Consider the following 24,291-nt stretch of genomic DNA (forward strand, 5'->3'; position numbering starts at 1 on the left):
CTGACGGCACAAGACTGGCAATTTACGGGAGCAGCAGCGTCGAGCCCGTGGTGGCGCGGCTTTCCAGGTCGCGATGCGCCTGCTCGGCCTGGTCGAGCGGATAGGTCTGGCCGATGGTCACCTTGACCTTGCCCGCACGGATCATCTGCCACAGCCGCGCCGCACCCGCCTCGCGCTCGGCCGGATCGGCATAATAATCGAACAGCGTCGGCCGGGTGCTATAGAGCGATCCCTTGCTCGCGAGGATACCGAGATTGACGCCGGTCACCGGCGCGCTCGCATTGCCATAGGACACGATCAGTCCGCGCCGTCCCGTGCTGTCCAGCGAGGCTTCCCAGGTATCGAGCCCCACCCCGTCAAAGACCACGCGCACGCCCGCGCCGCCAGTGAGCTCGCGCACGCGGCGCGCCGTATCCTCGCGGGTATAGATGACGATATGGTCGGCGCCCGCCCCGCGCGCGAGCGCGGCCTTTTCCTCGCTGCTGACGGTGCCGATGACGGTCGCGCCGACAGCCTTGAGCCACTGCACCAGCAGCAGCCCGACCCCGCCCGCTGCGGCATGGACCAGCACCGCCTGACCCGGCTCGACCCGTGCGCAACGTTCGACCAGGAATTCGGTGGTGCACCCCTTGAGCAGCGCGGCGGCGGCGACATCGTCCGAAATATCCTCGGGCAATCTGAACAGGCTGGCGGCGGGAAGGTTGCGGATATCGGCATAGGCGCCGCGCGCGGGGCCGAAGGTCGCCACGCGATCGCCGACGCTCAGTCCCTCGACCCCCTCGCCGACCGCCTCGACGATGCCTGAGGCTTCAAGGCCCAGGCCGCCGGGCAGATCGACGGGGTAGATCCCGCGCCGGTGATAGGTATCGATGTAGTTGAGCCCGACCGCGGTCTGGCGCAGCGTCACCTCGCCGGGTCCTGGAGCGGAAAGCTCGACCGTCTGCCACTCGATCACCTCGGGGCCACCATTGGACCGGATTATCGCCTGGCGTGCGTGCATCGTTCTGCTCCATCCCAATTGTCGCTGTCTGACGTCCAGCGTTGATCGATCGCCCTTGCCCTCGCAAGAGGCTCGCCCCTGCCCTACGCCATGCCCATGCTCCTGTCATCGGCTTCAAGCTCTGGGACAAGGGAAGATGGATACGGGATGGTCAGCCCGGTGCACCCCCTACTGCCTGATACAGGCCGACCAGTGTCGTCAATTCGTCGGCCCTGGTCTGGATCAGCGAGAGATCGACTCCCAGCAGCGCGCGCTGCGCGTCCACCTGCTCGATATAGGCGGTATAGCCGGCCCGGTATCGGTTGGACGCGTGGCGCAGCGCATCAGCCACGGCGACCCGTTGGGCGCGCAGGGACGTTTCCTGTTCGGTCAGATTGGCGAGCACCGCCATCCGGTCCTCGACCTCGCGAAACGCGTTGAGCGCCGCCGAGCGATAAGCCCAGGCGGCCTGATCGCGCTGCGCGGCCGCGCCGTCGAGCTGCGCGGTCAGCCGGCCACCCTGGAAGATCGGCGCAAGAATGCTGCCGCCGAGCGACCACAGGCTGATCGGGTCGGCGAGCAGGTCCGAGATCGCGAGGCCTGCGCTCGCACCCAGATTGATCGAGGGCATGAACTGCGCACGCGCGGCCCGCATCTGCGCGTCCGCTGCGGCAATGCGATATTCGGCGGCCGCAATATCGGGGCGGCGGCGAAGAAGCTCGGACGGCAGGGTCGCGGGCGCGGCCGGCTGGCGCAGGGCATCGAGCGTCCCGCCGCGCACGATCGCCCCCGGAAGCTCGCCCGTCAGCACCGCCAGCGCATTTTCTTGCCGCGCGATCTGCGCCTTGAGCTGCGGCACCAGCTGGACCGCAGCCTGATATTCAGCCTCGGCCTGGCGCAGTTCGAGCTGCGAGGTATAGCCGACCTCGGCGCGGTCGCGTGCGAACTTGAGCGCCTGCTGCCGCGCTGCCACCGTCTCGTCGAGCACCACCAGGCGCGCATCGAGTGCAAGCAGCGTGATATAGCCTGTCGCCGTGGCAGCAGTGACCGAAAGCCGCGCCGCTTCCTCGCTGGCCTCGCTTGCTGCGACATTGGCGCTCGCCGCATCGACCCTTGCCGCATTCTTGCCGAACAGGTCGAGCTCGTAGCTCGCCCGGAACGCCGGTTGCGCCGCGAGCGAGTTCAATCCCTGCCCGAAGGGCGAGACTTCGCGCCGCGCAGCGCCATCGACGCTCAGGCCCAGCGAGGGGAGCAGCAGCCCGCGCGAGCCGCGCTCGGTAGCACGCGCCTCCTCCACCCGCGCTGCGGCGATCTGGACATCGGGATTGTTGGCGCGGGCCTTCTCGACCAGCGCGGACAGCTGCGGATCGCCAAAGGCCTGCCACCATTGCGCCTCGACCGGAGCGGTCATGCCAAGATCGGTGCGCCACGCGACCGGCGCGGCGACCGATGCACCCTGCGGCGCGTCCTGCAGCGCTGGGGCGCAGGCGGAGAGCAGCAGCGCACCAGTAAGCACGGCGATGAGAGGGCTGCGCATCGGCCTCACTCCCCGGTGTGCACGGTGGCGACCACGGACATGCCGGGACCGAGCCTTCGGGCGAGCTTCTGGCCGGGGTCGAGCACGATGCGCACCGCAATGCGCTGCGGTACCTTGACGAAATTGCCTGCGCCGGTGTCGGGCTTGACGATGCTGAACTCGCTGCTGGCGGCGGGCGCGATGCTCTGGACCCGACCGGTAAGCTTTGCCCCGCCCAGCGCATCGACCTCGAGCGTCGCGCGCTGGCCGACCGCCATGGCCTCGGTCTGCGCCTCCTTGAAGTTGGCGACGACCCACAGTTCGTCGGGGACGATGTACATCAGCTGCGTGCCCGCACTGACCAGCTGGCCTTCGCGCGCGGTGATCTCGCTCAGCCGACCCGACCGCGGTGCGCGGATTTCGGTGCGCGACAGCTCGAACGCGGCCAGATCGCGCGAGGCTTCGGCGCCCTGCACCTGCGCCTCGAGCGCGCCGCGCCCCACGCGGACCGAGCGGACGTTTTCCGCCGCGATCGCGCGCTGCGCCTGGGCCTGGCGCACGCCGGCCTGCGACTGGCGAAGCGCCGCCAGTGCCTGGTCGCGCTCGCGCAGCGAGACCGAGCCCTCGTCGACCAGCTCGTTGATGCGGTTCATGTCGGCCTGCGCCTTCTGATAGCCGGCCTGCGCGCTCGCCACGGCGGCGTCCTGAAGCTGCAGCTGGGCCTGGGCCGAGCGCAGGCTCTGCTCGCTATTGGCGAGATTGGCCTTTTGCGCCGCTATGTTGGCCGCGCCCTGCTGCACCTTTTCGCGGAAGGGCGTTGCATCGATGCGCGCAAGCAGCTGGCCCTGTTCCACCTTCTGGAAATCGGCGACGCGGACCTCGACCAGATAGCCTGCGACCTGCGGGCTGACGATGGTCGTGCGCCCGCGCACATAGGCGTTGTTGGTGGTCTGGTCGCCTCCGGCAAAGGGCGGCAGTCCCCAGGCAAACAGCGCGACGAGCACGCCGATCACGATCAGCACGCCGGCGACCAGCACGCGCTGGCGCGACAGTTGCGGCGACCAGCCCTTTTCGGGCGCCGCAGGCTCGGCGGTGCTGCCCGATGCTTCGGTGGTGGCGGCTTGCGGGTTGGTGGATGTCATGGCTCGTTCCTTGCGCGCATGGCCTCGATAAAGGCGAGTTCCTTGGCGAGCGGATTGCGCCCGCGAATCTTGTTGATCACCCAAGGCACGAACAGCGCGACGAAGGTGATCGCCGCGAGCGTGCCGATGAGGAAGAAGACGTCGTTGAAGGCGAGGACCGCGGCCTCGCGCCCGATCTGCGCCGAGATGCTGGCCGAGGTCGCCTGCTGCACCAGCGCCGGATCCTGCTGCAGCGGAGCGGTGCGCTGTGCCGCGTTCGAGAAGGCCTGCGAAAGCTGGGCGTTGCTCATCGCCAGCGTCGTGCCGGCATCGATCAGATGCGTCTTCAACCGGACCGTGTGAAAGGCCGACAGCAGCGCGATCCCCGCTAGGCCGCCGACCGATTGCGACAGCGAGAAGATGGCGATGAAGCTGATGATATAGTTCTGCCCCGCCGCCAGCGCGCGCAGCATCCCCTCCATGAGCACCGGGCCCATGGCGAACACGGCCGCAAAGGCGATCGCCGCTTGCGACAGGTAAAGGTCCTGCGGGCGGCTCATGACGCCGGTGCGGGTATCGGCAAAGCCGGCGACGCCGATGACCAGCACGGCAAACAGCACCGGACGGGTCAGGTCCTTGGGGTCGAGCCGGATCACCGACAGCACCATGCCCGCGACCGTCGCGCCGGTGAGCACCCAGAAATAGCCAGTCAGCTGCTCGTTGCCATAGCCGAGCGCAGTGAACATGCCGCTCGCGCCGAAACCCTGCTCGGCCACGAGGATGCGCACGGTCGCGCCGATCGCCGCGATGCTCAGGATCGCGCGGCTCGACAGCCAGCTGAGATCGAGCATCGGGCTCTTGCGATTGGCCTCGATCAGCAGGCAGCCGCCCAGGCCGATGACTGCCAGCGCCACCGCATAGCCGAGCCAGGGCGCGTCCCACCACACGATGCGGCCAAGGATCAGGAATGCGCAGAGCGAGGCGACCCCCAGCACGAACAGCGCCATGCTCGGAATGTCGAGCTTCTCGAAGGTCAGCTTGCGAACCCCCGGTGGCAGGCGCAGCAGATAGACAAAGGCGAGCCCCAGCAGCGAGAGCGCGAACTGGAACTGGAAGACACGCGCCATATCGCCATCGACCAGCAGCGCTGGCGAGAGCGCCCGGGTGAGCGCAAAGGCGATCTGGGTGAGGCCGAGCGACAGCACGAGGCCGACGGTGCGCATCGCCGCAGGAAGCCCCTGCATGAGATAATAGATGGTGAGCGCCGACAACCCGCTCGCGGCGATACCCGCCACGGCGCGCGCGGCCAGCTCGGCGTGATAGCCCGGTCCGATAAGCTGCACGAAATTGGCGAGCACCAGCCCCGCCATCGCCCAGCGGACGAAAAGCTGGATGCCAAATTCCTGCCGGACGCGGAACAGCAGCATGCTCATCGTGGCATAGGTCGCGTAGAAGGCCACCGTCATCCAGCCCGCCTCGACCGGGGTCAGCGCGAACTCGGCCTGCAGCGCGGGCGTGTTCGCCAGCAGAAAGCCGTTCTGCGCGCCGCCGACCAGGCCGATGAACACGCCGATCGCCAGATAGGCGGCCTTTCTTCGCGGCGGATGATCGGGATTGGCAGGCGATCCGGGCAGGATCGGCATCTCGTGCGGCTTGAACGCATAGCCGTCGGCCTTGTCGATCAGGAGGCGCGGGGGCTCAGCCACAGTCGAGCACCTCGTCGATCAGCACCATCTCGAGCGCGTCGCCGAACCTCTGGTCGTCATCCATGCCCTCGACCAGTCTGGTCAGCCGTTCGCGCCGGGCAACGCTGCTGGCTGCCGCATAGATGAAATTGGCGACCCTGAACTCAAGATGGTGGGGAGCTGTCTCCAGATGCTGCGCCGCTTTCCGCGCCAGATCGTAAAAGCGCTGATGGAGCGGGGCGGACAATTCGCGCAGCAACCAGTCCGATCGATCGGAGTCGACCGTGATATCGCGCAGAATGAGACGCGGGACTTCCGGATGGGCCAGCAGATGGGCGATATAGGCGGCCATGATCCTGCGCAGCCGCGCGGCAGGTGAGGAACTGCTCTCCCCGCTTTCGGCCGCGCTCAGCGCATCGAGCAATTGGGCCGCCGCGCTGGCGACCAGCGCCTTCCAAAGCCCCAGCTTTCCGCCGAAATGATAGGATATCAGCGCGACATCCACCCCGGCATCGGCCGCGATCAGGCGCAGCGGCGTGGCCTCATAGCCCTTGGCGGCAAAGTGCGTCCTCGCCGCCTCGAGCAGGGCCGCGCCGACTTCTCGCCCATTGTCTTTCGGGCGTCCGGGATTCTTGCGATCTGCCATGTGCCATCCCTGCGTTCGGCACGACGCGGCCGAGCTAATTCAACGTCTGTTGAATACGTCGCCGATGAGGTCGGGTTCCGAGCGCGCAGAAAAATTATAACATGGATTAATCGCAGCTGCGGTTTTGGTTGCCACCGCCACGCACACAGCGGGTCAATTGACAGCTTTTGGTGCACGCAATGGCACCGCCCGGCCCTCGGCCGCACTGGTCCGTTTCCACGCCGCAAGCAGCATTATTCCATGCCGCTGCCGACCGCTGCGCCAGCGGGGCAACGGTCGGAACAGGCTGCGCTCAATTGCGCTTGCGGCTGGTGCGCAAGGCGCTCATCGAACCGGTATAGCGGGTGCCGAGCATGAAGCTGCCCACAGCCGCCGCCGGCCCACCACGAGCATCATCGGCGCGTGGCAGGACAGCAGCCAGGTCGATCGCGGGCACACCGTCTGCCTGCAGTGCCAGGTTCAGCACCGCCGCATCGCCTGCCTTCAGCGCGGCAAAGCCGGTTTCGACCTCGGCCAGCTCCTTCTCCAGCGCATCGACCCGCGCCAGCGCATAGGTGGTCGGCCGTGCCTCGGTCGCCGTGATCGCGCCATAGGCCATGTCCATATTCTCGCGCAGCCGCTCCTCACCGGTGATCGCCCCGCCTTCGGTGGTGGCGACGACCTGCTTGCGCAGCGCATCGGCCTTGCCGACCAGCGCCAGCGCTTTGGCCTTGTTCGCAGGCGACGTCGATTCATTGTCGGCCACCGCCTGGGCCTGCGATTTCACTGCGTTCAGCCCCGCCGTCAGCGCGCTCATCCGCACGAACAGGCCCTTCACGCGTTCGGCCGCATCATATTGCGCCTGACGATCGGCCACCGTGAACTTCGCGCGCTTGTCCAGCCCGACCACCAGCGGCATCTCGGTGACCTTGCCGGCCTTGGTGAGCCGCACCGTATAGGTGCCCGGCATCACCCGCTGGCCCTGGGTAGAGGCGAACGCGAGCGAGGCTGCAGGCGGAACCTGCGGCGGCTTGGTCCGCATCGACCAGACCACGCGGTTCAGCCCCTTGCGCTTCGATGTCGGCAGTTCGTCGATCACCTTTCCATTGGGATCGATGATTTCCAGCTTCATCCGCCCCAGCACGTGCCGGGCCTTCTGGTAATAGGTGATGACCGCCCCATCGACCGGGTTCTGGCCGACATAGGTCGCATCGCCCTCTGGCCAGCCGCCACTGCCGCGGATCCGCTGCTGCACGGGTTCGGACCGGATCAGTGTGACGTCGCTGGCCACGACCTCGGGGCTCAGAGCCCGCACCGGGCTAATATCGTCGATGATCCAGATGCCGCGGCCGTGCGTGGCCAGCACAAGGTCATCGCCCTGCGACGCCACGGCGATATCGCGCACCGCGACCGCGGGGAAGTTGCCGGGCCGGAATTCCTCCCAGTTCGCTCCCTTGTCGCGCGAGATGAACAGGCCGAATTCGGTGCCGACGAACAGGATGTCGGGGCTCAGCCGGTCTTCCTTGACGACATGGGCATAGCCGCGCACGCCCGGCGTGGCCGGACCGACCAGCCGGGTCCAGCTCTTGCCGTAATCGGCGGTCTTCAGGATATAGGGCGCCATGTCGCCGAAGCTGTGCCGATCGACCGCGACATAGGCCACCGCCGGATCATGCCGGCTGGCTTCGACCCAGGCGATGCTGACATCGGGGCCGAGCTTCATCGCCTTGCCGACGTTGGTCCAGCTTTGGCCGCCGTCGCTCGTCAGCTGGACATTGCCGTCATCGGTGCCGACCCAGATCTGCCCGGCCATCAACGGGCTTTCCGAGATCGAATAGATGGTCGTGTGCATTTCCGCCGAAGAATTGTCGACGGTAATGCCGCCCGATTTCTCCTGCTGCTGACGCGCCGGATTGTTGGTGGTCAGGTCAGGCGATATCCGGTCCCAGGTCGTGCCGTGATCGCGCGTGCGGAACAGATACTGGCTGCCGATATAGATCGTGCCCTTTTCGTGCGGCGACAATGCGATCGGGGTGTTCCAGTTGAACCGCAGCTTTTCCTTGTAGCCGCCCTTGGGCTGGATATCGCGCGATTCCAGTGTCTTGCGGTTGATCCGGGCAATGTTGCCGCCCTGATATTCGGCGTAGACATAATCCGGGTCGGCCGGGTCCGGGAACACCCAGAAGCCATCGCCACCGTAGAGATTCTCCCAGCGGCTGTTGGTGATGCCGCCAGGATATTCGCTGTCGCCCACCCAGCTCGAATTGTCCTGCAGGCCGCCATAGACCTGATAGGGGTCCTTGTCATCGATGCTGACATGATAGAACTGACTGATCGGCAGGTTGAAGCTCTTCACCCATTTGCTGCCGCCATCATGGCTGATCCACAGGCCGCCATCGTCGCCGCCGACGATATGCTTGGTATTGGCCGGGTTGATCCAGATGTCGTGCCAGTCGCCATGGCTGCCGCCCGATGCATTGGCAAAGCTCTTGCCGCCGTCATCGGACACGATCATGTTGAGGTTCATCTTGAACAGCCGGTTGGCGTCCTTGGGATCGGGCACGATCTTGCTGAAATAAAACGGCCGCCAGACCATGTTGCGGCTGCGGTCGCGCTCCTCGAAGCTCTTGCCGCCATCTTCGGACACGTACAGCGCGGAACGCTCGCTTTCGATAAAGGCATAGACCCGGTTGGGATCAGCAGGCGAGAACACCGCCTCGATCCGACCCCAGGGCCCCTTGGGCAGCCCCTTGGTGGTGCTGGCATCCATCGCTGCCCAGGTCCGACCGCCATCGTTCGAGATCTTCATGGCGCTGCCCGAGGCCGCATCCGGCCCCTCTCCGCCCGAGCGGAAGGTCCAGCCCTTGCGGCGAAAATCCCACAGGCCGGCCATCACCCGATCGGGATTGGCCGGATCGAGCGCGACCGACGAGCAGCCCGTCGAAAGGTTGCTGCCTTTCAGGATCTGCGTCCAGGTGACGCCGCCATCGGTGGTCTTGTAGAGGCCGCGGTCCGGGCTGTCCGACCAGAGCGCGCCGGGCGCGCAGACATAGACGATGTCGCTGTTCGTCGGATGGACGACGATCTTGGTGATCCGCTCGGTCTTGGGAAGGCCCATGCGCGTCCAGTTGTCGCCACCATCGGTCGACTTGTAGACGCCGTCGCCGATCGACACCGAATTGCGCGTCCAGCTCTCGCCGGTGCCGACCCAGATCGTGCTGGGGTTCGACGGATCGATCGCCACCGCGCCGATCGACTGGACCGGTTGCTTGTCGAAGATCGGACGGAACGTGGTGCCGCCGTCTTCGGACTTCCAGACGCCGCCGGATGCAGCCCCGATATACATGGTGACCTTGCCATCCTTGCCTTGCACGGCATCGATCGCGGCAATGCGGCCCGACATTTCGGCCGATCCGATATTGCGGATGCCAAGGCCCGAAATTCCCGACGCGGCGGGAGGGGTGGCGGCGTCCTTGGCGAAGGCAGGGGCGGCGATTGCCAGCATGGTGCCGGCGAGAAGGAGGGTGCGGCGCATCGGATCAGTTCCCCTTCGGCGCGGCGGCCGGGCTGGCGGGCAGAGCGAAAAGGCTGGCAGGCGCAGGCACGTTGGCGGTGCCCGATGCGATGATCGTGCGTTGCCGGTTGTTGCCCTGCCCCGCCGCCCAGCTTTCGACCGACATAGGGAAATAGACCCCGGCCACCTTTTCATAGTCGCCGAATTCATATTCGAAGACTTGCTGCGCGCCCCGGATCCGGCGCGTCTCGACCATCTTCACCTCGAGCATGGTATCGGGGTCGAGCAGATAGACGAACTCGTCGCCATCCTTTTCGGTCACCTTGAGCTTGTAGGTATCGGTCCCGTCGAAATCCTCGCGCCCCAGATAGGTGACGGTCGAGCCCTGCGCCGCCGCGCGCTGCAGCGGCCCGCGGATCGAACCGGTATCGGCCAGCGAGCGCGCTTCATCATCGCTCATCCGCTCGGCGTCCTTGCGCCCTTCGAACGGATTGATCCGCCAGCCGGTCGTGCCGTCCTAGCCCTGCACCAGCGTCAGCCCCTGCAGCGCCATATCGACGCGAACGTCTCCTGCCCTGGTGCGGACCTCTTCATAGGTCAGCTGAAAATCACCGGGAAAGATGACCGTGCCGTCGAACTTGACCGATTGGATCGCATCGATCGCGGCGGCCCCGCCCCGCGCGGCGAGATTCTGCGCCACCAGTTCGTCGGCCGTCTGCGCGATTGCCGGTATCCCGGCCAAAGACAGAATGCCCAGCATGACGGCTGCGGACCGAAGCTTGATCATCCGACGACTCCCCCCAAAACACCCTTTTGGCAGAGGTTAACAACCCGGTTTGCGAAGGCAATTCCGAAAGTCGCAAAGGGCATGATTCATCGACGAACTGCAATCTACCCGAAGCGGCTCAGACGCGCGGCAGGCGCAGGATTGCGATCACGCCGCCGCCGGGCGCATCGGACAGGGTGAAATCGCCGCGATTTTGCGCCACGAAGTCGCGCACGATGCTGAGGCCCAGGCCTGCCCCGCCTGTCCCCCGGTTGCGCGATGCATCGCCGCGCTCGAACGGGCGCATCAGCCGCTCGCGATCGGTCGCAGGGATGCCCGGGCCATTGTCGCTGACCGATATCCGCACTTGGCGCTCGTCCTGCTCCAGCGCGATCACGCCGCCGCCAGCATAGTCGATCGCATTGCGGACCAGATTCTCGATCGCGCGCCGGAAGGCGGGCTCAGGCACCCGGACGGTCGGAGTGTCGCTCGCCAGAAGCCGTATCGGGGCATCCGGCTGCGACATTTCCGCCGCGATGCTGGCGAGCAGCGGGCGGACATCCACGATCTCGGCAGGTGCAGCAGCGTCGCGCGCAAAGCTGAGGACTTCGTCGATCATCGCCTGCATCCGCTCGACATCCGCCACCATGCGCGCGCGCTGCGGCTCTGGCGCGGACTCGATGCGGAGGCGCAGACCGGTGAGCGGCGTGCGCAGGTCATGCGCGATGGCAGTCAGCATCCTGGCGCGCTCCGCAGCCTCGATGGCGAGGCGGTTCTGCATCGCCGCGATCGCCGCCGCCGCTTCGCGCAATTCGCGGGGCCCCTCCTTGGGTATCTGCGCCGCATGATCCTCAAGCGCGCCTGCCAGCGCGCGGAACGGGCGCGTCAGCCGCCGCGCGAAGATCCATGCCAGCGGCGCAAGCAAAAGCAGGCTGACCGCAAGCGCGATGAGGATGCTGCGCTGCCAGCCGCCCAGAAAGGGCTGGACCGGCTCGACCACGAGCCAGCGTCCATCTGCCTGCCGCACGCTGGCGGTATAGGCCGGCAGCGGCATGGCCAGCAGGGCCGCACTCAAGGCGCCATCGATCGCACCGGGATCGACGATCTCGATCTTTCCCGTCCGGCTCTGGCGCAGAATGAAAGGGGAAGGCAGATTGGTTGTCGCATTCGGCGCCTTGGAGGGTCGAGGCACCATCTGAAACCGGATCGATACCGGCTCGGCACTGTCGAGGCGCGTCACGCGCACATCGTGGGCGGGCTTGCCCAGGCGAGACGCGATCAGCAGCTCGAACATGGAGATGCGGGTGCCTGTCGGCGGGGCGGAATCGACCCTGCGTTCGAAGCCGTCGACCGGCTGGCGCAGCGCCGAGATCGCATCGATCGCCGTCATGCGTATCGATGGTGGTGGCGGAGCCGCCAGCACGATCGCGGCCGTGGTGGCCACGCTCAGCGCGGCGACGGCAACCCCGAAGCCGCCGATGGCCACCAGCGCGCTGGGTGCCCGCTTCATGCCGGACGCACCGCCGGAACGAACCGGTATCCCACACCGCGCACGGTTTCGATCAGCACCGTCTTGTCGGCCTCGGCCAGCTTGCGGCGCAGGCGGCTGACAGCAATATCGATCGCGCGGTCATAAGGCGCCGAATCAATTCCCCGTGTAAGGTCGAGCAGCGTATCGCGGCTGAGGATGCGCCCCGGGCGGCGCACGAACGCCGCGAGCAGCGCATGCTCGCCTTCGGTCAGCATCAGGGCCCGTCCTGCCGGGTCGCGCAGACGCCGCTGCTCGATATCGAGCCACCAGCCGGCAAAGGTCAGCCCCTGGGCCGTTTGGGGCTGGTCCGACCGATCGGCAGACGGCCGGCGCAACAATGCCCGCACCCGCGCCAGCAATTCGCGCGGTTCGAAAGGCTTGGTCATGTAATCCCATGCGCCGACTTCCAGCCCGACGATCCGATCGGTCACGGCATCGAGCGCGCTCAGCATGAGGATCGGCGTGTCCCCACCGCCCAGGCGGCGGCACAGCGAAAGCCCGTCCTCGCCCGGCATCATGACATCCAGGATGATGAGATCGGCCGGTGCCTCGCACAGCGCGCGATCGCAGGCAGCGGCATTCGCAGCGGCACGCACCGCATAGCCGTGCGCACCGAGAAAATCGGCAATCGCGTCGCGAATACTGGCGTCGTCGTCGACGACCAGGATGCTGCTCATGGGATCGGTCAGTGGCTCCATCTCCGCGCTCCTAGCACGGCTTTGTAGCATTCGCGTATCAGCACCGGCTACGCGCGAGCCATCATCGCGTTACCCGGAGGTGCTTCTCCTCGCTCCTGCTTTGGCAAGCCGGAGAACCAACATGAAAGCACCCGCAACTGCCCTTCTCGGCCTATGGGTCTGTACCCTCGCAGGCGCGCTCGCTGCGCAACCGATCAGCGCGCCACTGACAGCATCGGACGGCAACGCGCCGCCTAGCGATGGGGCTCCATCCAAACCTGTCATCATGGGTGGTGACGGCAAGTCGCTTCCACCAGAGTTGCTGCGCCAGATCGAGGAGCAACTGAAAGCGGAAGCAGAAAAGAGGCCGGACGGCGCGAAGCCACCGGCACCTCAGATCAGGATTCTCGGTGCCGATGGCAAGCCGGTCCCTCCCGAGGTTGCGCGCCGGTTGCAGGAGCAATTCAAGGACCTGGTCCCGCCGGCGCCTGACAAGGACAGCGGGTCGGATCAGCTTTCTCCGAGAGAACCGGTCGACAAGCAGCCGATCGTCGTCTCCTCTCAGCGGCCTCGCGGTGCCATCGAAAGCGATGTTCCGGCGGAACGGACCTTCAACCAGCTGGATATCCGGGCGCTCGGCGCGGAGAACATCGCCGCCGTGCTCGACACGATCGGATCGCAAACGGCCAGCAACCGGGGTCGCGGGGACAGCGCGCCGGTGACCTTGCTGAACGGGCGCAGGGTTGCAGACTTTGCGGAAATCGCACGCATCCCGGCCGAAGCCATCGAGCGCATGGAGATCTTTCCGGAGGAAGTGGCGCTGCAATATGGCTTTCGGGCCGATCAGAAGGTCGTCAACATCGTCACCTTCGCGAATTTCCAGTCGCGCGTCGGCCAGGCCAGCGCGCTGGTCCCAGGCGAAGGCGGACGGGACAGCTGGATCGCGAATGCCGATTACCTGAAGCTTGCTGGCGACACGCGGATCGCGCTGGGCGCAACATACAGTCACGCCGAGCAACTGCTCGAAAGCCAGCGCGATATCCGCCAGTTTGCCGCCGCGCCGGACCTGGGAACAGCGCGCACCCTGCTGCCCGAGAGCGAGAGCCTTGCCCTGACGGGCGTTCTGAGCGGGCATGTGCTTTCCGATGTGGCGGCGACTCTCAATGGCCGCATCGATATCAGCCGCAACGACAGCCTGCTCGGCGCAGACGGCACCCGGGTGCTGCAGCGCGACAGCGACCGTTCACTCGTGCATTTCGGCACCACGTTCAGTGGCAAGAGCGGCCGCTGGCAATGGTCGGCGCTCGGCAATTTCGACCGCATCGAGAGCGAGATAGTGACCGACAGGAGCGGCATCGGCTCCCGCCGCGATGCCGCACGATCGACCGATACGCTGGCCAATGTCGATCTGCTCGCCACCGGTCCGCTTGCAACCCTGCCTGCCGGGCCGTTCACCGCCAGTCTGCGTCTGGGGGCCGAATTCAGGGAGTTTTCGAGCCGGGCAGAATTCGCGGCAAACGAGGTTCGATCCGACCTTGCGCGCGATCGGGGGGCAGCGCAGATCAATCTTGGCCTGCCCTTGCTCGGCGATGCCGGTGGCAAGGCCTCGCCGCTCGGCCATCTCGCCCTGAGCGGCAATGCCGCGTTCGAGCGCCTGTCCGACGCCGGGTCGCTATGGACCTATGGGTTCGGCCTGAACTGGTCGCCCGCGAAGGGGATAGACCTGGTTGCATCGGTGACGCACGAACAGGGCGCGCCCAGTCTTGAACAGCTGGGCGGCCCGGTTCTGGTGACGCCGAATGTCCGCACCTTCGACTTTGCCCGCCGCGAGGTCGTCGATCTCACCCGGATTACGGGTGGCAACGCGGCACTGCGCAACGACGACCGGCGGCTTGTTCGGCTCGGCCTCAATCTGCACCCGCTCGCCAGAACCGATCTGACGTTCAGCATCGATTATGTCCGCACCCGCACCGACGATCCGATTGCCGCCTTCCCCATCGTCACCCCGCAGGTCGAGGCTGCATTTCCCGAACGCTTTGCACGCAGCGCGACCGGACAATTGCTGCGGATCGACTCACGGCCTATCAACTTTGCCGCCGCGCGCCAGCAGCAGCTGCGCTGGGGGGTGAACTTCACCCGTCCGCTCGGCGAGGTGCCCGACTTCATGCGCGATGCCCAGGTCCGCGTCGTCACCAGCGAGGCGGAGGCGCGGCGCCTGTTCCCCAATGCCGAAATGGTGCGCGCGCAGCCGGGAAGCGCCACGTTTCAGGGCGCCTCCAACCTTACCAGCCGCTTCTTTGTCAGCCTCTATCACAACTGGTATCTCGAGGACGAAATCGCGCTGCGGCCGGGTGTCCCGGTCCTCAACCTGCTGGAGGATGGCGCGGTCGACTTTCTGGGTGGTCGCCGTCGTCATGAGATCGATCTTCAGGCGGGTGTCTTCAAGCGCGGGCTCGGCGCACGCCTGACCGCAAGCTGGCGAAGCGGCACCCGCATTGCCCAACAGGGCTCGGCAGCGGGCGATCTGCGCTTCAATGATCTGGCGGTGGTCAATCTCGCCCTGTTCGCCAACCTTGCCGAGCGCTTCGGAGGCGAAACCGCACCGCGCTGGCTCAAGGGGATGCGGGCGTCGATCGGGATAACCAACCTGTTCAACACCCGGCCGCAAGTCCGCGATGACGCCGGGACAGTGCCGCTCAGCTACCAGCCGGCCTATCTCGATCCTCTGGGCCGGACATTCAGCTTCAGCCTGCGGAAACTGTTCTGATCCGGCGCATGCTTTGCCGGGCGAACCGTCGTCCAAAGGCGTCTGACTTGCCAACGACAGCCAACTGCGTCGCGGCTGCGAGATAACGGATCGGCTATCATTGCCAGGTGCACATTCCTATTTGAGCCGCGCGGGACATCGATGGAATAGCGCTTTGCTAACTCTTTCTGTGGTATTTTCCGGACGATGTGCGGCATTGTTGGACTGATTTGCGCTGACCCTCCCGAGCAACTGGCGCGGCGCGTGGCAGCCATGAACGGAGCGATCCTGCATCGCGGTCCCGACGATGATGGTGTGCATCTCGCGCCCGGGCTGGCGCTCGCGATGCGGCGGCTGGCGATCATCGATCTGAGCACCGGGCACCAGCCGATGAAGACCCCCGATGGCGTCACCATCGTGTTCAACGGCGAGATCTACAATTACCGGGCATTGCGCGCCGAGCTTGAAGCCAAAGGCTATGCCTTCCACACGCGTTCGGACACCGAGGTGATCCTGAACCTCTATCATGCCGAAGGCACCGCGGCCTTTGCGCGCCTTAACGGCATGTTCGCGGTGGCCATCCACGATGCGCGCAGCGACGAGCTCATCCTCGCGCGCGACCAGATCGGCATCAAGCCGCTCTATATCGCGGAGCATCAGGGCGAATTCCTGTTTGCCAGCGAGATCAAGGCGATCCTGGCCGCCCTGCCCGGCCGCCCCGCAATCGACCCGCAGGCGCTGTGGGATTATCTCTCGATGCGCTTCATGGCGCCCGACCGCACGATCTGGGCCGGCATCGGCAAGCTGGGGCCGGGGCAGCTGCTGCGCCGCAAGCTTAGCGATGGCCACCAGACCATCGAGACCTACTGGCGTGCCGACCTGACCCCTGGCGTCTTCGATCCATCGCGCGATTATGCGCGCGAATTTGCCGACCAGTTCCTCGCGGCGGTCGACAGCCATATCGTGGCCGCCGACGTGCCCGTTGGCGCGTTTCTTTCGGGCGGGCTCGATTCCGGGGCGATCGTGGCCGCGGCGAGCGAGCTTGGCCATCGCGATCTGCACAGCTTCTCGATCAGCGGCGATGGCGCCGGCGCCGATGACGAACTGCCGCTGGCGCGCGCCGTGGCCGAGCGCTTCGGCACCCGGCATCATGAAATCCGCATGGCGCAGGCCGATTATTTCGACGCGCTGGACGATGTGGTACGCGCCTTTGACGAGCCCTATGGCGATGCGACCGGCGCTGCGCTGTATGTGATGTCGCGCAAGGCCAGCGACCATGTGAAGGTCGCGATGTCGGGCGAAGGGTCGGACGAGCTGCTGCTAGGCTATACCCGGCCAGCCGATCTAGCGACCCTGGCCAAGGTCGCGCGCCGTTATGGTCATGTGCCCCGTCCGCTGCTGCGGCTGGCCGCGCGGCTCGTTTCGTCCGATCGCGCCTCGATCTTTCGCGCCATGGCCGAAGGCGGACCGGGCGCCTATCGCCGGGGCATGGCCGCGCATATCGGCTGGACGATCAGCGACGCAGAAAAGGCTGCGTTCTGGCGCGGGCCGGACATGGTACCCAGCTTCGATCTGGTGCAGGGCTGGTACACGCTTGCCGACTCCGTCAACCCGCTGGCGCAGAGCCAGCAGGCCGATTTCGGCACCTGGCTGGTCGAGGACCTGCTGATGAAGGCCGACAAGATGGCGATGGCAGCGTCGCTGGAAACGCGCGTGCCCTTTCTGCACCTGCCACTGGTCGAATGGTGCCAGTCGACCCCGATCGAGGCCCGGATCGGCCTGCCGGGACAGTTCCGCACCAAGGCGGTGCTGCGCGATTTTGTCGCCACCCGCCTGCCCGATGCGGTGCTGAAGGCGCCCAAGCGGGGCTTCCCGCTGCCGATCTTCCCCTGGTTTGCCGAGCGGCTGCGCGATGCAGGCGGTTATGTTCCGGTCAGCCGCGAATTCCACAACTGGATATCGCTGGAAGGCCTGCAGCCGATCGTCGCGCGCGCCTGCAGGAACGAGCGGCGCGCGCTGGAGCAGCTCTGGGGCATCGCGATGTTCGACCGCTGGTGCGCGGTCTATGCCGATTGAGCGAGCCGCTGCTCGAGCAGCTGTGCGATTTGCGGGTGCATGGTGAAATACTGGCGGCCATCCTCGCGCCGCTGCGGTTCGGCCGTCGGTGCCTGACCGCTCGCCACCATCTCCGCGACCAGTTGGGCCAGCGCGGCTATCTGGACCTCGTCCACTGCCTTGCGCAGGGCAGCAATATTGCCGATGCCCTGGCGCGCGACCGGAACGATGCGGATGATCCGCCCGGTATCGATGCCCGGGTCGATCCAGTGCAATGTCGCCCCCAGCGGGCCGCCCTCCCAGGCCGCCCATTCGGCGACATTCATCCCGCGATAGCGCGGCAGCACCCCCATATGCGCATTGAGCACGCCGAGGCGCGGGATGCCGAGCAGCGGCGCGCGCAAGATGCCAGCGCCAGCATGGATCATCAGGTCGATGGCTTCGCTGCGCAGCCGGTCGAGCGAGGCGGCGGAAACCAGATCGGGCAGGTCGAGACACACGATTCCGTGCTGCGCCGCATAGCCTGCGGCATCGCGCATTAGGCCCGATGCGCTCGCCTGCGGCTGCTCTGCTTGGGGCTTGCCGCACAGCCTGGAGAGCAGCTTGTCGGTCAGCGCCCCGGGCCCGCGCTCCAGGATCAGCGCGCGCAGCCGCGCCGTGGCTGGCGCAATCTGGGGCTGCTCGCAGACGATCAGCGCTGGCCGAATTCCGCGCGCCGCCAGCGCCGAGGCGACCACCGCGCCCTTGCGCGAGTGCCGGTGGGTGAGCAGCGCGATCCTCACGGGTTCGAAGCGGCCTCCTGAAGAAGCCTGCGCTTTTCGAGCAGGCCGTCGATGAAATATTTCGCGGCCCAATTGGGCAGCGCCTTGGGAATATAGCTGCCCCAGACCGGGTCCGATCCGCCGATCCCACCGGCAAGGCCAGGGTTTACATTGTCGCGAAGCTGCGCATGCTTGACCAGGTCGAGCGCCTTGAACCCGGCATTGGCAAAGCGCCAGTCGCCGTCAGCCCTTGTCAGCGCAAACCAGATCAGCGCCATCTGGGCGTTGCCGGTCAGGCATTGCGGATGTTCGACCTCGCGCCAGCGCCAGTCGAGCACGCCGGGCAGCCGCCGCGACAGTTCCAGCCGGCGCATGATCCCTTCGGCGGCCTGTCGCGCCGCGGCGATGCCGTCTTGGCGCTTCAGGATCAGGCTGGTCGTCAGCACGCCAGCCACCGTATAGGCGATGGTGTGGGTATAGGCGTTGCGGTCGCGATGCTGGTCCTCGGTAAAGCCCGCCAGATCGAACCAGCCGGTCGCCTTGTCCTGCCGTGCGAGCACCCAGTCCAGGTGCCGTTCCGCGCTGGCCAGCGCCGCGCTGTCGCCAAAGGCATCGCCATATTCGGCGAGCCAGCAGCTGAGGTGCGCGGCATAGGTTGCAGCGACATCGAGATAGAAATGGCGGCGATAGGCACCATCCGCATCCTGCACCGATATCAGCCACGCCGCGCAGCGGGCAGCGGCGGCAGCAGCCCGGCCGTCGCCTGTGCTGCGCGCCCAATGGGTGAGGCCATGCAGGATCTGCGCGCTGTTGAAGGGCGATGGCCTGGTACGGTTCTCCAGCACCTCGCCTCCGGGAAAGGCACCATCGGCCAGTTGCAGGCCGAGCAGAAAATCGATCGCGCGCGCAGCACGATCACGCCATTGCGGCTCGCCCCAATGGTCTGCCAGCTTGAGCAGCGTGGGGATGATATAGCCCGTGGTTTCGGGATAGCTGGACGACCATCCGCTCGCCAGCTTGTACCGCCCGGAAAAGCCACCATCGCTCTGGCTGTCCTGCGCGACGGCGAGCCAGCCGGCGGCAGCGCGCAGCGCCGCATCGTCCAGTGCTCCGGCCTCGTCGAGCGGACCTCTGCCGCTCACCTGATGCAGCAGATAGGCGCCATGCCCGGCCATCCAGGGCCGGCAATCCAGAGCGTGACGGGCAGCGATCTTCACCGAGGCAAGCATGGTCCTGTCCATAAGGCGGGCGACTTAAAGCCGGGCTAACGCAGGATGTCGGCTATGGCCGCGTCGACCTGCTGGAACTGGGTTTCGCGAAGATAGGCGCGGGTCGGCTCCTCCAGCAGATCCGGCAGTCGGCCGCCATGGGCGTCCTTCTGCGCCAGCCAGGCGAGAAGTTGGCGCGCGATGTCGTCCGGATCGGTCATCACCACGCCAAAGGGACCTGCACGCACGATGTCCGCGGCCTCGCCGGTGAGCGAGCCGATCGAAAGGATCGGCCGGCGGGCACCGATATATTCGAACAGCTTGCCCGGGATGATCGCATCCTCGGCGGGGTCGTTCCAGCGACACAGCAGCAGCGCATCGGCCTCGCGCTCCAGCTTCAGGATTTCGGGCCGCGGAACGGGGTCTCGCATTTCGATACAGTCCGAAACGCCGTGATGCGCAGCGCCCGACAGCACGGCCGATTCCTCGTCGTGAAAGAAGATCACCCGAATTCGCGCCCGGGCCGAAGCGTCAAGCTTTGCAAGTGCGGCCAGCAACATCGTCGGTTCGCGCTGCCCGGCATAGATTATCCCGGCATGGACCAGGGTCAGCCGGTGCGGATCATGCGCAGATACACTGTCGAGCGAGGCGAAATCGTCTGCACCGAAACCGTTATAGCTGAGCGTCACCGGCCGACCGAGCGCGCGGCCAACACGCTTGGCCGAGCCGCGAGTGAGCACCACATGCCCTGCCGCCTTCGCCAGCGTGGTCCAGGCATAGCGACGCGCGATCGGCTCGAACAGCGGGTGGCCGTCATTATACGGGTTGTCCGCCCAGAGGTCGCGAAGCTCGGCCACCCATGGGCACCGCAACCGCCGGGCAATCTGGCAGGCAACGACATGGCCGGAATGGGGCGGAGCAGTGGAATAGATCAGGTCCGGCTGCCATTGCCCTGCCATCGCCACCGCGTGCTCGACGGCAGGCTTGATCCATTTGCGGTACCGGTCGGGGAAGTGGACCACCTGACGATACAGCGTCTTGCAGCTCTCTATATGGGGCTTGAAGCGGCTATCTGGCTTCGCGAGCAGGACCTTGGCACTGTCTGCAGCCTGGCGCAGCACCGGCGCGGGGGGGCTGAACGGAATGTAGCGAACCGCCTCGGGCGCCAGACAGTGCTCAAGCTGTCCGGCAACCGCCGGATTCTCGAGCGCAATGACCCGCACGTCATGGCCCTGCTGCGACCACCAGCGCGCAAGCATGGGGGCACGCACCGCACCCAGCGGAGAATAAGGCGGAAAAAAACCCGCAACGAGCAGGATGCGATGCTGCATGATGTCGCGTCCGCTCAGCAATCGGCGGCCAGGATGGCAATCTGGCGTTTGCGGGCAAAAGCGGGGAACAGGCCTGGTTCGATGTGCATGTCAGCCTTTGCTTTTTCCTGGCACGTCTGGTGTCCGGCCTCGCTCGCCCCGACCTGGCGGCGTGATCGGCGGTGAAGACCCAAATCATGCGGCGCAGACAGGTGCATCTGAGGGATGGATAATGCCCCGGATTGCTCCAGCTGCGACCCGGCAACACCGGGGCATCACCATGGATCTGCTCCAATTCGCGCTCCGGGATCCTGTGCTGCCATATCAAGCTACACGATATCCCTCCCGGCACGCAGGAACCGGATTATATTCCATGATAATTGGCAAAAAGAAATTAGAAATCATTCCATGGCCTGCATAGAAAAAACCTATCAGGTGACTGCAGTCCCACAATTATTGTGCAATTTAATATCCACGTATCTGCGGATATTCGATAATACTCGATCAAAAGGCGCGGCCTGCAAAGCTGATGCGTACGCAGGAACAGTGCTGCGCAGCTGCCGAGAGAACATACAGGGCAAGCGCAGTTCTTCTGGAAATCCGCTTGCCCTCAGGCTGCGCCGCAACGCGCAATCGGCAGAGCCTGGCGCATGAAACCATTGCTGGGCTCATGCGCCAAATTTCTCCTGCGGCGACCTGCTGCCAGACGATCTCCAGCCCGCCATGGCCGTCAGGTTGCCGCCAGCATCAGCGAAAGTCAGGCGAGGTCGCGAACCTTCGGCTCTCGCGCCCAGTGTCGGACGGGCCCGATCGCCATAAAGCCTTCAGGATCCACGACCCCGTCATCGGGCTCGATATTGGCCTTGGGCAGCAGGTGCGCACGTGTACCTGCACAGGCACCGATGGTCTTGCAGTGATACCAGGCATCGGCGAACCAGGCCACCGCACCGACATCCTTCGCCAGTTTCTCGGCGCGCTCCGGCAACAGCATGGCAACCACTGCGTCAAAGAGCACCGAAGGGGAACCTGCGAGCTGGCCATTGGCTTTGAGTTCCCCACCCTTCAACTTTAGCGGACCGATTTTCGGCGCCACCAGAAACGCCGTGCCGCCAGCGGTTTGGATGTCGGACACCAGCTGCGTGATCGCCTGGCGATCCGATCCCTCGTCGAACAGGATACCAATCTTGCGGCCCTTGAAGGTCTGCTTGGCCTGTTTCTGGATCGACAGGGCATCGGAAGTGCCAAGATCGACCGGCGCCTTGGCTGCAGCCGCCCGTCCGGGAAGCTCGATACCCAACCCGTCGGCGACCCGCTTGGCGAGGTCCTCGTCGACATTCCGAAGCCGCGCGATCACCCGCGGCGGAACATGTTCGATCTCCACCTTCGAGAGCTCGAAAACGAGCGCGGATGCAATATGCGCCTGCTCGTTTTCGGTCTGCGACCGGTAGAACAACCTCGCCTGGCTGTAGTGATCGGCAAAGGCTTCCGCGCGTACCCGCAGCTTCTCGGTGGGATCGTTGCGCTCCGCATTCTCCCTGAAGGAGGTGAACCCGGTTTCGGGGCATGCACGCGGACCGCCATGCTCGCCTGCCTCGGCAAGGCTGTTGGGCTCGTAATTGGCGCGGCCGGTCGGGACGAGGGTCTGCATCAGGCCATCGCGCTGAAAATTATGGAACGGGCATTTGGGCGCGTTGATCGGAATCTGGTGGAAATTGGTCGTCCCCAGCCGCGACTTCTGCGTGTCGAGATAGCTGAACAGCCGCCCCTGAAGCAGCGGATCGTTGGAAAAGTCGATTCCCGGCAGAATGTTGGTCGGCAGGAATGCCGCCTGCTCGGTTTCCGCGAAGAAATTGTCGACATTGCGGTTCAGTGTCATCCGACCGATGACCTCGACCGGGATTTCCTCCTCGGGGATCAACTTGGTCGCATCGAGCACGTCATAGGGCTGTTGCGAGGCCCAGGCTTCGTCGAACACCTGAACGCCGAGGTCCCATTGCGGGAAATTGCCGGAATCGATCGCCTCCCACAGGTCGCGACGATGAAAGTCGGGATCGGCGCCCGCAATCTTGACCGCCTCGTCCCAGGTGGTGCTCTCCAGCCCCAGCACGGGCTTCCAATGGAACTTCACGAACTTACCTTCGCCCTTGGCATTGACGAAGCGGAAGGTGTGGACGCCGAAGCCTTCGATCATGCGCAACGATCGCGGAATGCCCCGGTCCGACATGGCCCACATGATCATGTGCATGGCCTCGGGCATCAGGCTGATAAAGTCCCAGAACGTATCATGGGCGCTGGCGGCCTGCGGATAGCCCCGGTCGGCCTCCATCTTCACGCTATGGACCAGATCGGGAAATTTCATCGCATCCTGGATGAAGAAGACGGGGATATTGTTGCCGACCAGGTCCCAATTGCCTTCTTCGGTGTACAGCTTGACGGCAAATCCGCGTACGTCGCGCGGCGTGTCGACGCTGCCCGAGCCGCCCGCTACGGTCGAAAAGCGTACAAAAACAGGGCAGCTATTCCCCTTCTTCTGAAACAGCGCCGCCTTGGTCCATTCGGGAATCGCCTTGGTCACCTCGAACGTACCGTGCGCGCCCGAACCGCGCGCATGCACGATACGTTCGGGAATCCGCTCATGATCGAAGTGAAATATCTTTTCGCGGAGCACGAAATCTTCGAGCAAGGTCGGCCCGCGTTCGCCGGCCTTCAACGAATTCTGGTTGTCTGCAATCCGGTGGCCGAAATTATCGGTCAGATGGGCCTGCCCGGCAGAGTGGTCAGCCTCTGCGGGAACATTCTGGTGGAGCTCGCCGGCATTGCCCTCGGCTTCGGAAATGGGCGAGGCCCCTGCCCCGGGCTGATGGTCGGCAAGAGCATTGTGGGTAGCGGGCGAAGGAAGGTCTTTTGCGTCAGGTGCCGACATTGTGAGCACTCCAGTCAGGGGAGAACACGACACACCCCGCGGTCCCGCTCGGGGCACCGCCGGGTGTGCGATGGTAGAAGGGCGGTTGGGATCAGTCGTACTGGTGCGCCAGCTGATCGGTCAGGCGCTCGCCTTCCCTTACTTCAAGAGACGCCTTCTCGATCACGGCCCGTGAGGCCGGATCGAGATCGCGCACCTCCAGGGCTGCCTCGAACTTCTTGACGAGATAATCCTCGCCCTCTTCGGCTCGCTCGGCCGCAGCTTCATCGCCTTTTTCGAACATCGACGTGATGTCCACCCAAAGCCGATGCAGGCCGCCAGCGGTCGTCCCGCTCGTCACGCGATCACCACCGAGCCGCACTAGCTCCTGGTTGAGCGTATCGAGCGTCGACTGACGCTTCTGCGCCTGCTGGGTCAGGACAGCCTTGAGCTGCGGCGACTTCGCGGTCTCAGCCGCCTTGCGATAACCTTCGACCGAATCAAAGGTCGTCTCGACCAGCGATTTCAAGGTGCTGCGGGTCGCTTCCATATCTGTCTCCATCCTGTTTTATTGCTGCGCCAAATCGGCGGGCACTTGCAGCAATAAGCAGGACTCGGCAGATCGTTCCCCCGGCACGCGACAGCGTTAGAAGCCGCCGCCGCAACACATCGCCCCATGAGCCGCTTTCTGAAGGGCAGGCGTTTGCTCATTTCATCGTTGCTGCTTCCATGCTGAGCATAGCAGCGACGATGATGCTTTAGATTTACGCTGATGGAAGGTGCGCAAGGACAGGATCAAAAACGCTGATGAGCGCGTCGTAGCGCAAGCATTCCAAAACTTGCGGCCCTGGAGCGGGTAGCGGGAATCCGCTCCACAATCTGCCGCCCTCGAAAG

17 protein-coding genes are annotated in these 24,291 nt (G+C 65.3%); 2 read left to right on the forward strand and 15 right to left on the reverse strand.

Translation table 11 applies throughout. The annotated features are described in order from the left end of the window. Nucleotides 1-22 precede the first annotated feature (22 nt). From AX725_RS08245 to AX725_RS08290, 10 genes are all read right to left on the reverse strand, one after another. Entirely contained in the window at nt 23-1,000 is a 978-nt protein-coding gene (locus AX725_RS08245) for a quinone oxidoreductase family protein (RefSeq protein ID WP_066044172.1), read from the reverse strand. Between the two features lie 151 nt (nt 1,001-1,151). Then, complete coding sequence (locus AX725_RS08250) at nt 1,152-2,516, reverse strand: efflux transporter outer membrane subunit (RefSeq protein WP_066044187.1); 1,365 nt, start codon at nt 2,514-2,516, stop codon at nt 1,152-1,154. A gap of 5 nt (nt 2,517-2,521) precedes the next feature. Continuing rightward, a complete protein-coding gene (locus AX725_RS08255; protein ID WP_066044171.1) occupies nt 2,522-3,637 on the reverse strand; it encodes an HlyD family secretion protein in 1,116 nt (371 codons plus the stop codon). Then, nucleotides 3,634-5,322, reverse strand: a complete 1,689-nt coding sequence (locus tag AX725_RS08260) for an MFS transporter (protein WP_230962487.1) — start codon at nt 5,320-5,322, stop codon at nt 3,634-3,636. The genes AX725_RS08255 and AX725_RS08260 overlap by 4 nt, the downstream gene beginning before the upstream one ends. Beyond that, nucleotides 5,315-5,947: a TetR family transcriptional regulator gene (locus AX725_RS08265; RefSeq protein WP_066044169.1), complete on the reverse strand. Its 633-nt coding sequence runs from the start codon at nt 5,945-5,947 to the stop codon at nt 5,315-5,317. The genes AX725_RS08260 and AX725_RS08265 overlap by 8 nt, the downstream gene beginning before the upstream one ends. A 292-nt stretch (nt 5,948-6,239) precedes the next feature. Then, nucleotides 6,240-9,461 (reverse strand): VPS10 domain-containing protein, encoded by a 3,222-nt coding sequence (locus AX725_RS08270; protein ID WP_066044167.1) that lies wholly within the window; start codon nt 9,459-9,461, stop codon nt 6,240-6,242. 4 nt (nt 9,462-9,465) lie between these two features. Further along, nucleotides 9,466-9,900, reverse strand: a complete 435-nt coding sequence (locus tag AX725_RS08275) for a LolA-like protein (protein WP_066044166.1) — start codon at nt 9,898-9,900, stop codon at nt 9,466-9,468. Between the two features lie 57 nt (nt 9,901-9,957). Continuing rightward, entirely contained in the window at nt 9,958-10,227 is a 270-nt protein-coding gene (locus tag AX725_RS08280; protein WP_066044163.1) for a hypothetical protein, read from the reverse strand. 118 nt (nt 10,228-10,345) lie between these two features. Further along, on the reverse strand, nt 10,346-11,716 hold the full coding sequence (locus AX725_RS08285) for a sensor histidine kinase (RefSeq protein WP_066044161.1): 1,371 nt from the start codon (nt 11,714-11,716) through the stop codon (nt 10,346-10,348). Next, nucleotides 11,713-12,435, reverse strand: coding sequence for a response regulator (locus tag AX725_RS08290; RefSeq protein ID WP_066044159.1), 723 nt, complete (start codon nt 12,433-12,435; stop codon nt 11,713-11,715). The genes AX725_RS08285 and AX725_RS08290 overlap by 4 nt, the downstream gene beginning before the upstream one ends. Nucleotides 12,436-12,556: 121 nt before the next feature. Between AX725_RS08290 and AX725_RS08295 the strand changes: the two genes are divergently transcribed. Together AX725_RS08295 and asnB are read left to right on the forward strand one after the other, a co-directional pair. Continuing rightward, a complete protein-coding gene (locus AX725_RS08295; protein ID WP_156443976.1) occupies nt 12,557-15,181 on the forward strand; it encodes a TonB-dependent receptor in 2,625 nt (874 codons plus the stop codon). 186 nt (nt 15,182-15,367) lie between these two features. Further along, nucleotides 15,368-17,236 carry an asparagine synthase (glutamine-hydrolyzing) gene (asnB, locus tag AX725_RS08300; RefSeq protein WP_066045796.1) on the forward strand — a complete coding sequence of 623 codons (1,869 nt, stop codon included), beginning with the start codon at nt 15,368-15,370 and terminating at the stop codon, nt 17,234-17,236. On the opposite strand, the gene AX725_RS08305 is transcribed toward asnB, so the two are convergent. From AX725_RS08305 to AX725_RS08330, 5 genes are all read right to left on the reverse strand, one after another. Further along, nucleotides 17,224-17,997 (reverse strand): formyltransferase family protein, encoded by a 774-nt coding sequence (locus AX725_RS08305; RefSeq protein ID WP_060979913.1) that lies wholly within the window; start codon nt 17,995-17,997, stop codon nt 17,224-17,226. The two genes, asnB and AX725_RS08305, sit on opposite strands and share 13 nt — an antisense overlap. Next, nucleotides 17,994-19,217 carry a prenyltransferase/squalene oxidase repeat-containing protein gene (locus AX725_RS08310; protein WP_060979914.1) on the reverse strand — a complete coding sequence of 408 codons (1,224 nt, stop codon included), beginning with the start codon at nt 19,215-19,217 and terminating at the stop codon, nt 17,994-17,996. Before AX725_RS08310 ends, AX725_RS08305 begins: the two co-directional genes overlap by 4 nt. A gap of 23 nt (nt 19,218-19,240) precedes the next feature. After that, nucleotides 19,241-20,515 carry a glycosyltransferase gene (locus AX725_RS08315; RefSeq protein ID WP_066112454.1) on the reverse strand — a complete coding sequence of 425 codons (1,275 nt, stop codon included), beginning with the start codon at nt 20,513-20,515 and terminating at the stop codon, nt 19,241-19,243. Nucleotides 20,516-21,251: 736 nt separating this feature from the next. Then, a complete protein-coding gene (locus tag AX725_RS08325) occupies nt 21,252-23,417 on the reverse strand; it encodes a catalase (RefSeq protein WP_060979917.1) in 2,166 nt (721 codons plus the stop codon). Between the two features lie 91 nt (nt 23,418-23,508). Then, nucleotides 23,509-23,946, reverse strand: coding sequence for a ferritin-like domain-containing protein (locus tag AX725_RS08330; RefSeq protein WP_060979918.1), 438 nt, complete (start codon nt 23,944-23,946; stop codon nt 23,509-23,511). Between the last annotated feature and the right edge of the window lie 345 nt (nt 23,947-24,291).

It is taken from the genome of Blastomonas sp. CCH9-A1 (assembly GCF_001557175.1).
GTDB classification, from domain to species: domain Bacteria; phylum Pseudomonadota; class Alphaproteobacteria; order Sphingomonadales; family Sphingomonadaceae; genus Blastomonas; species Blastomonas delafieldii_A.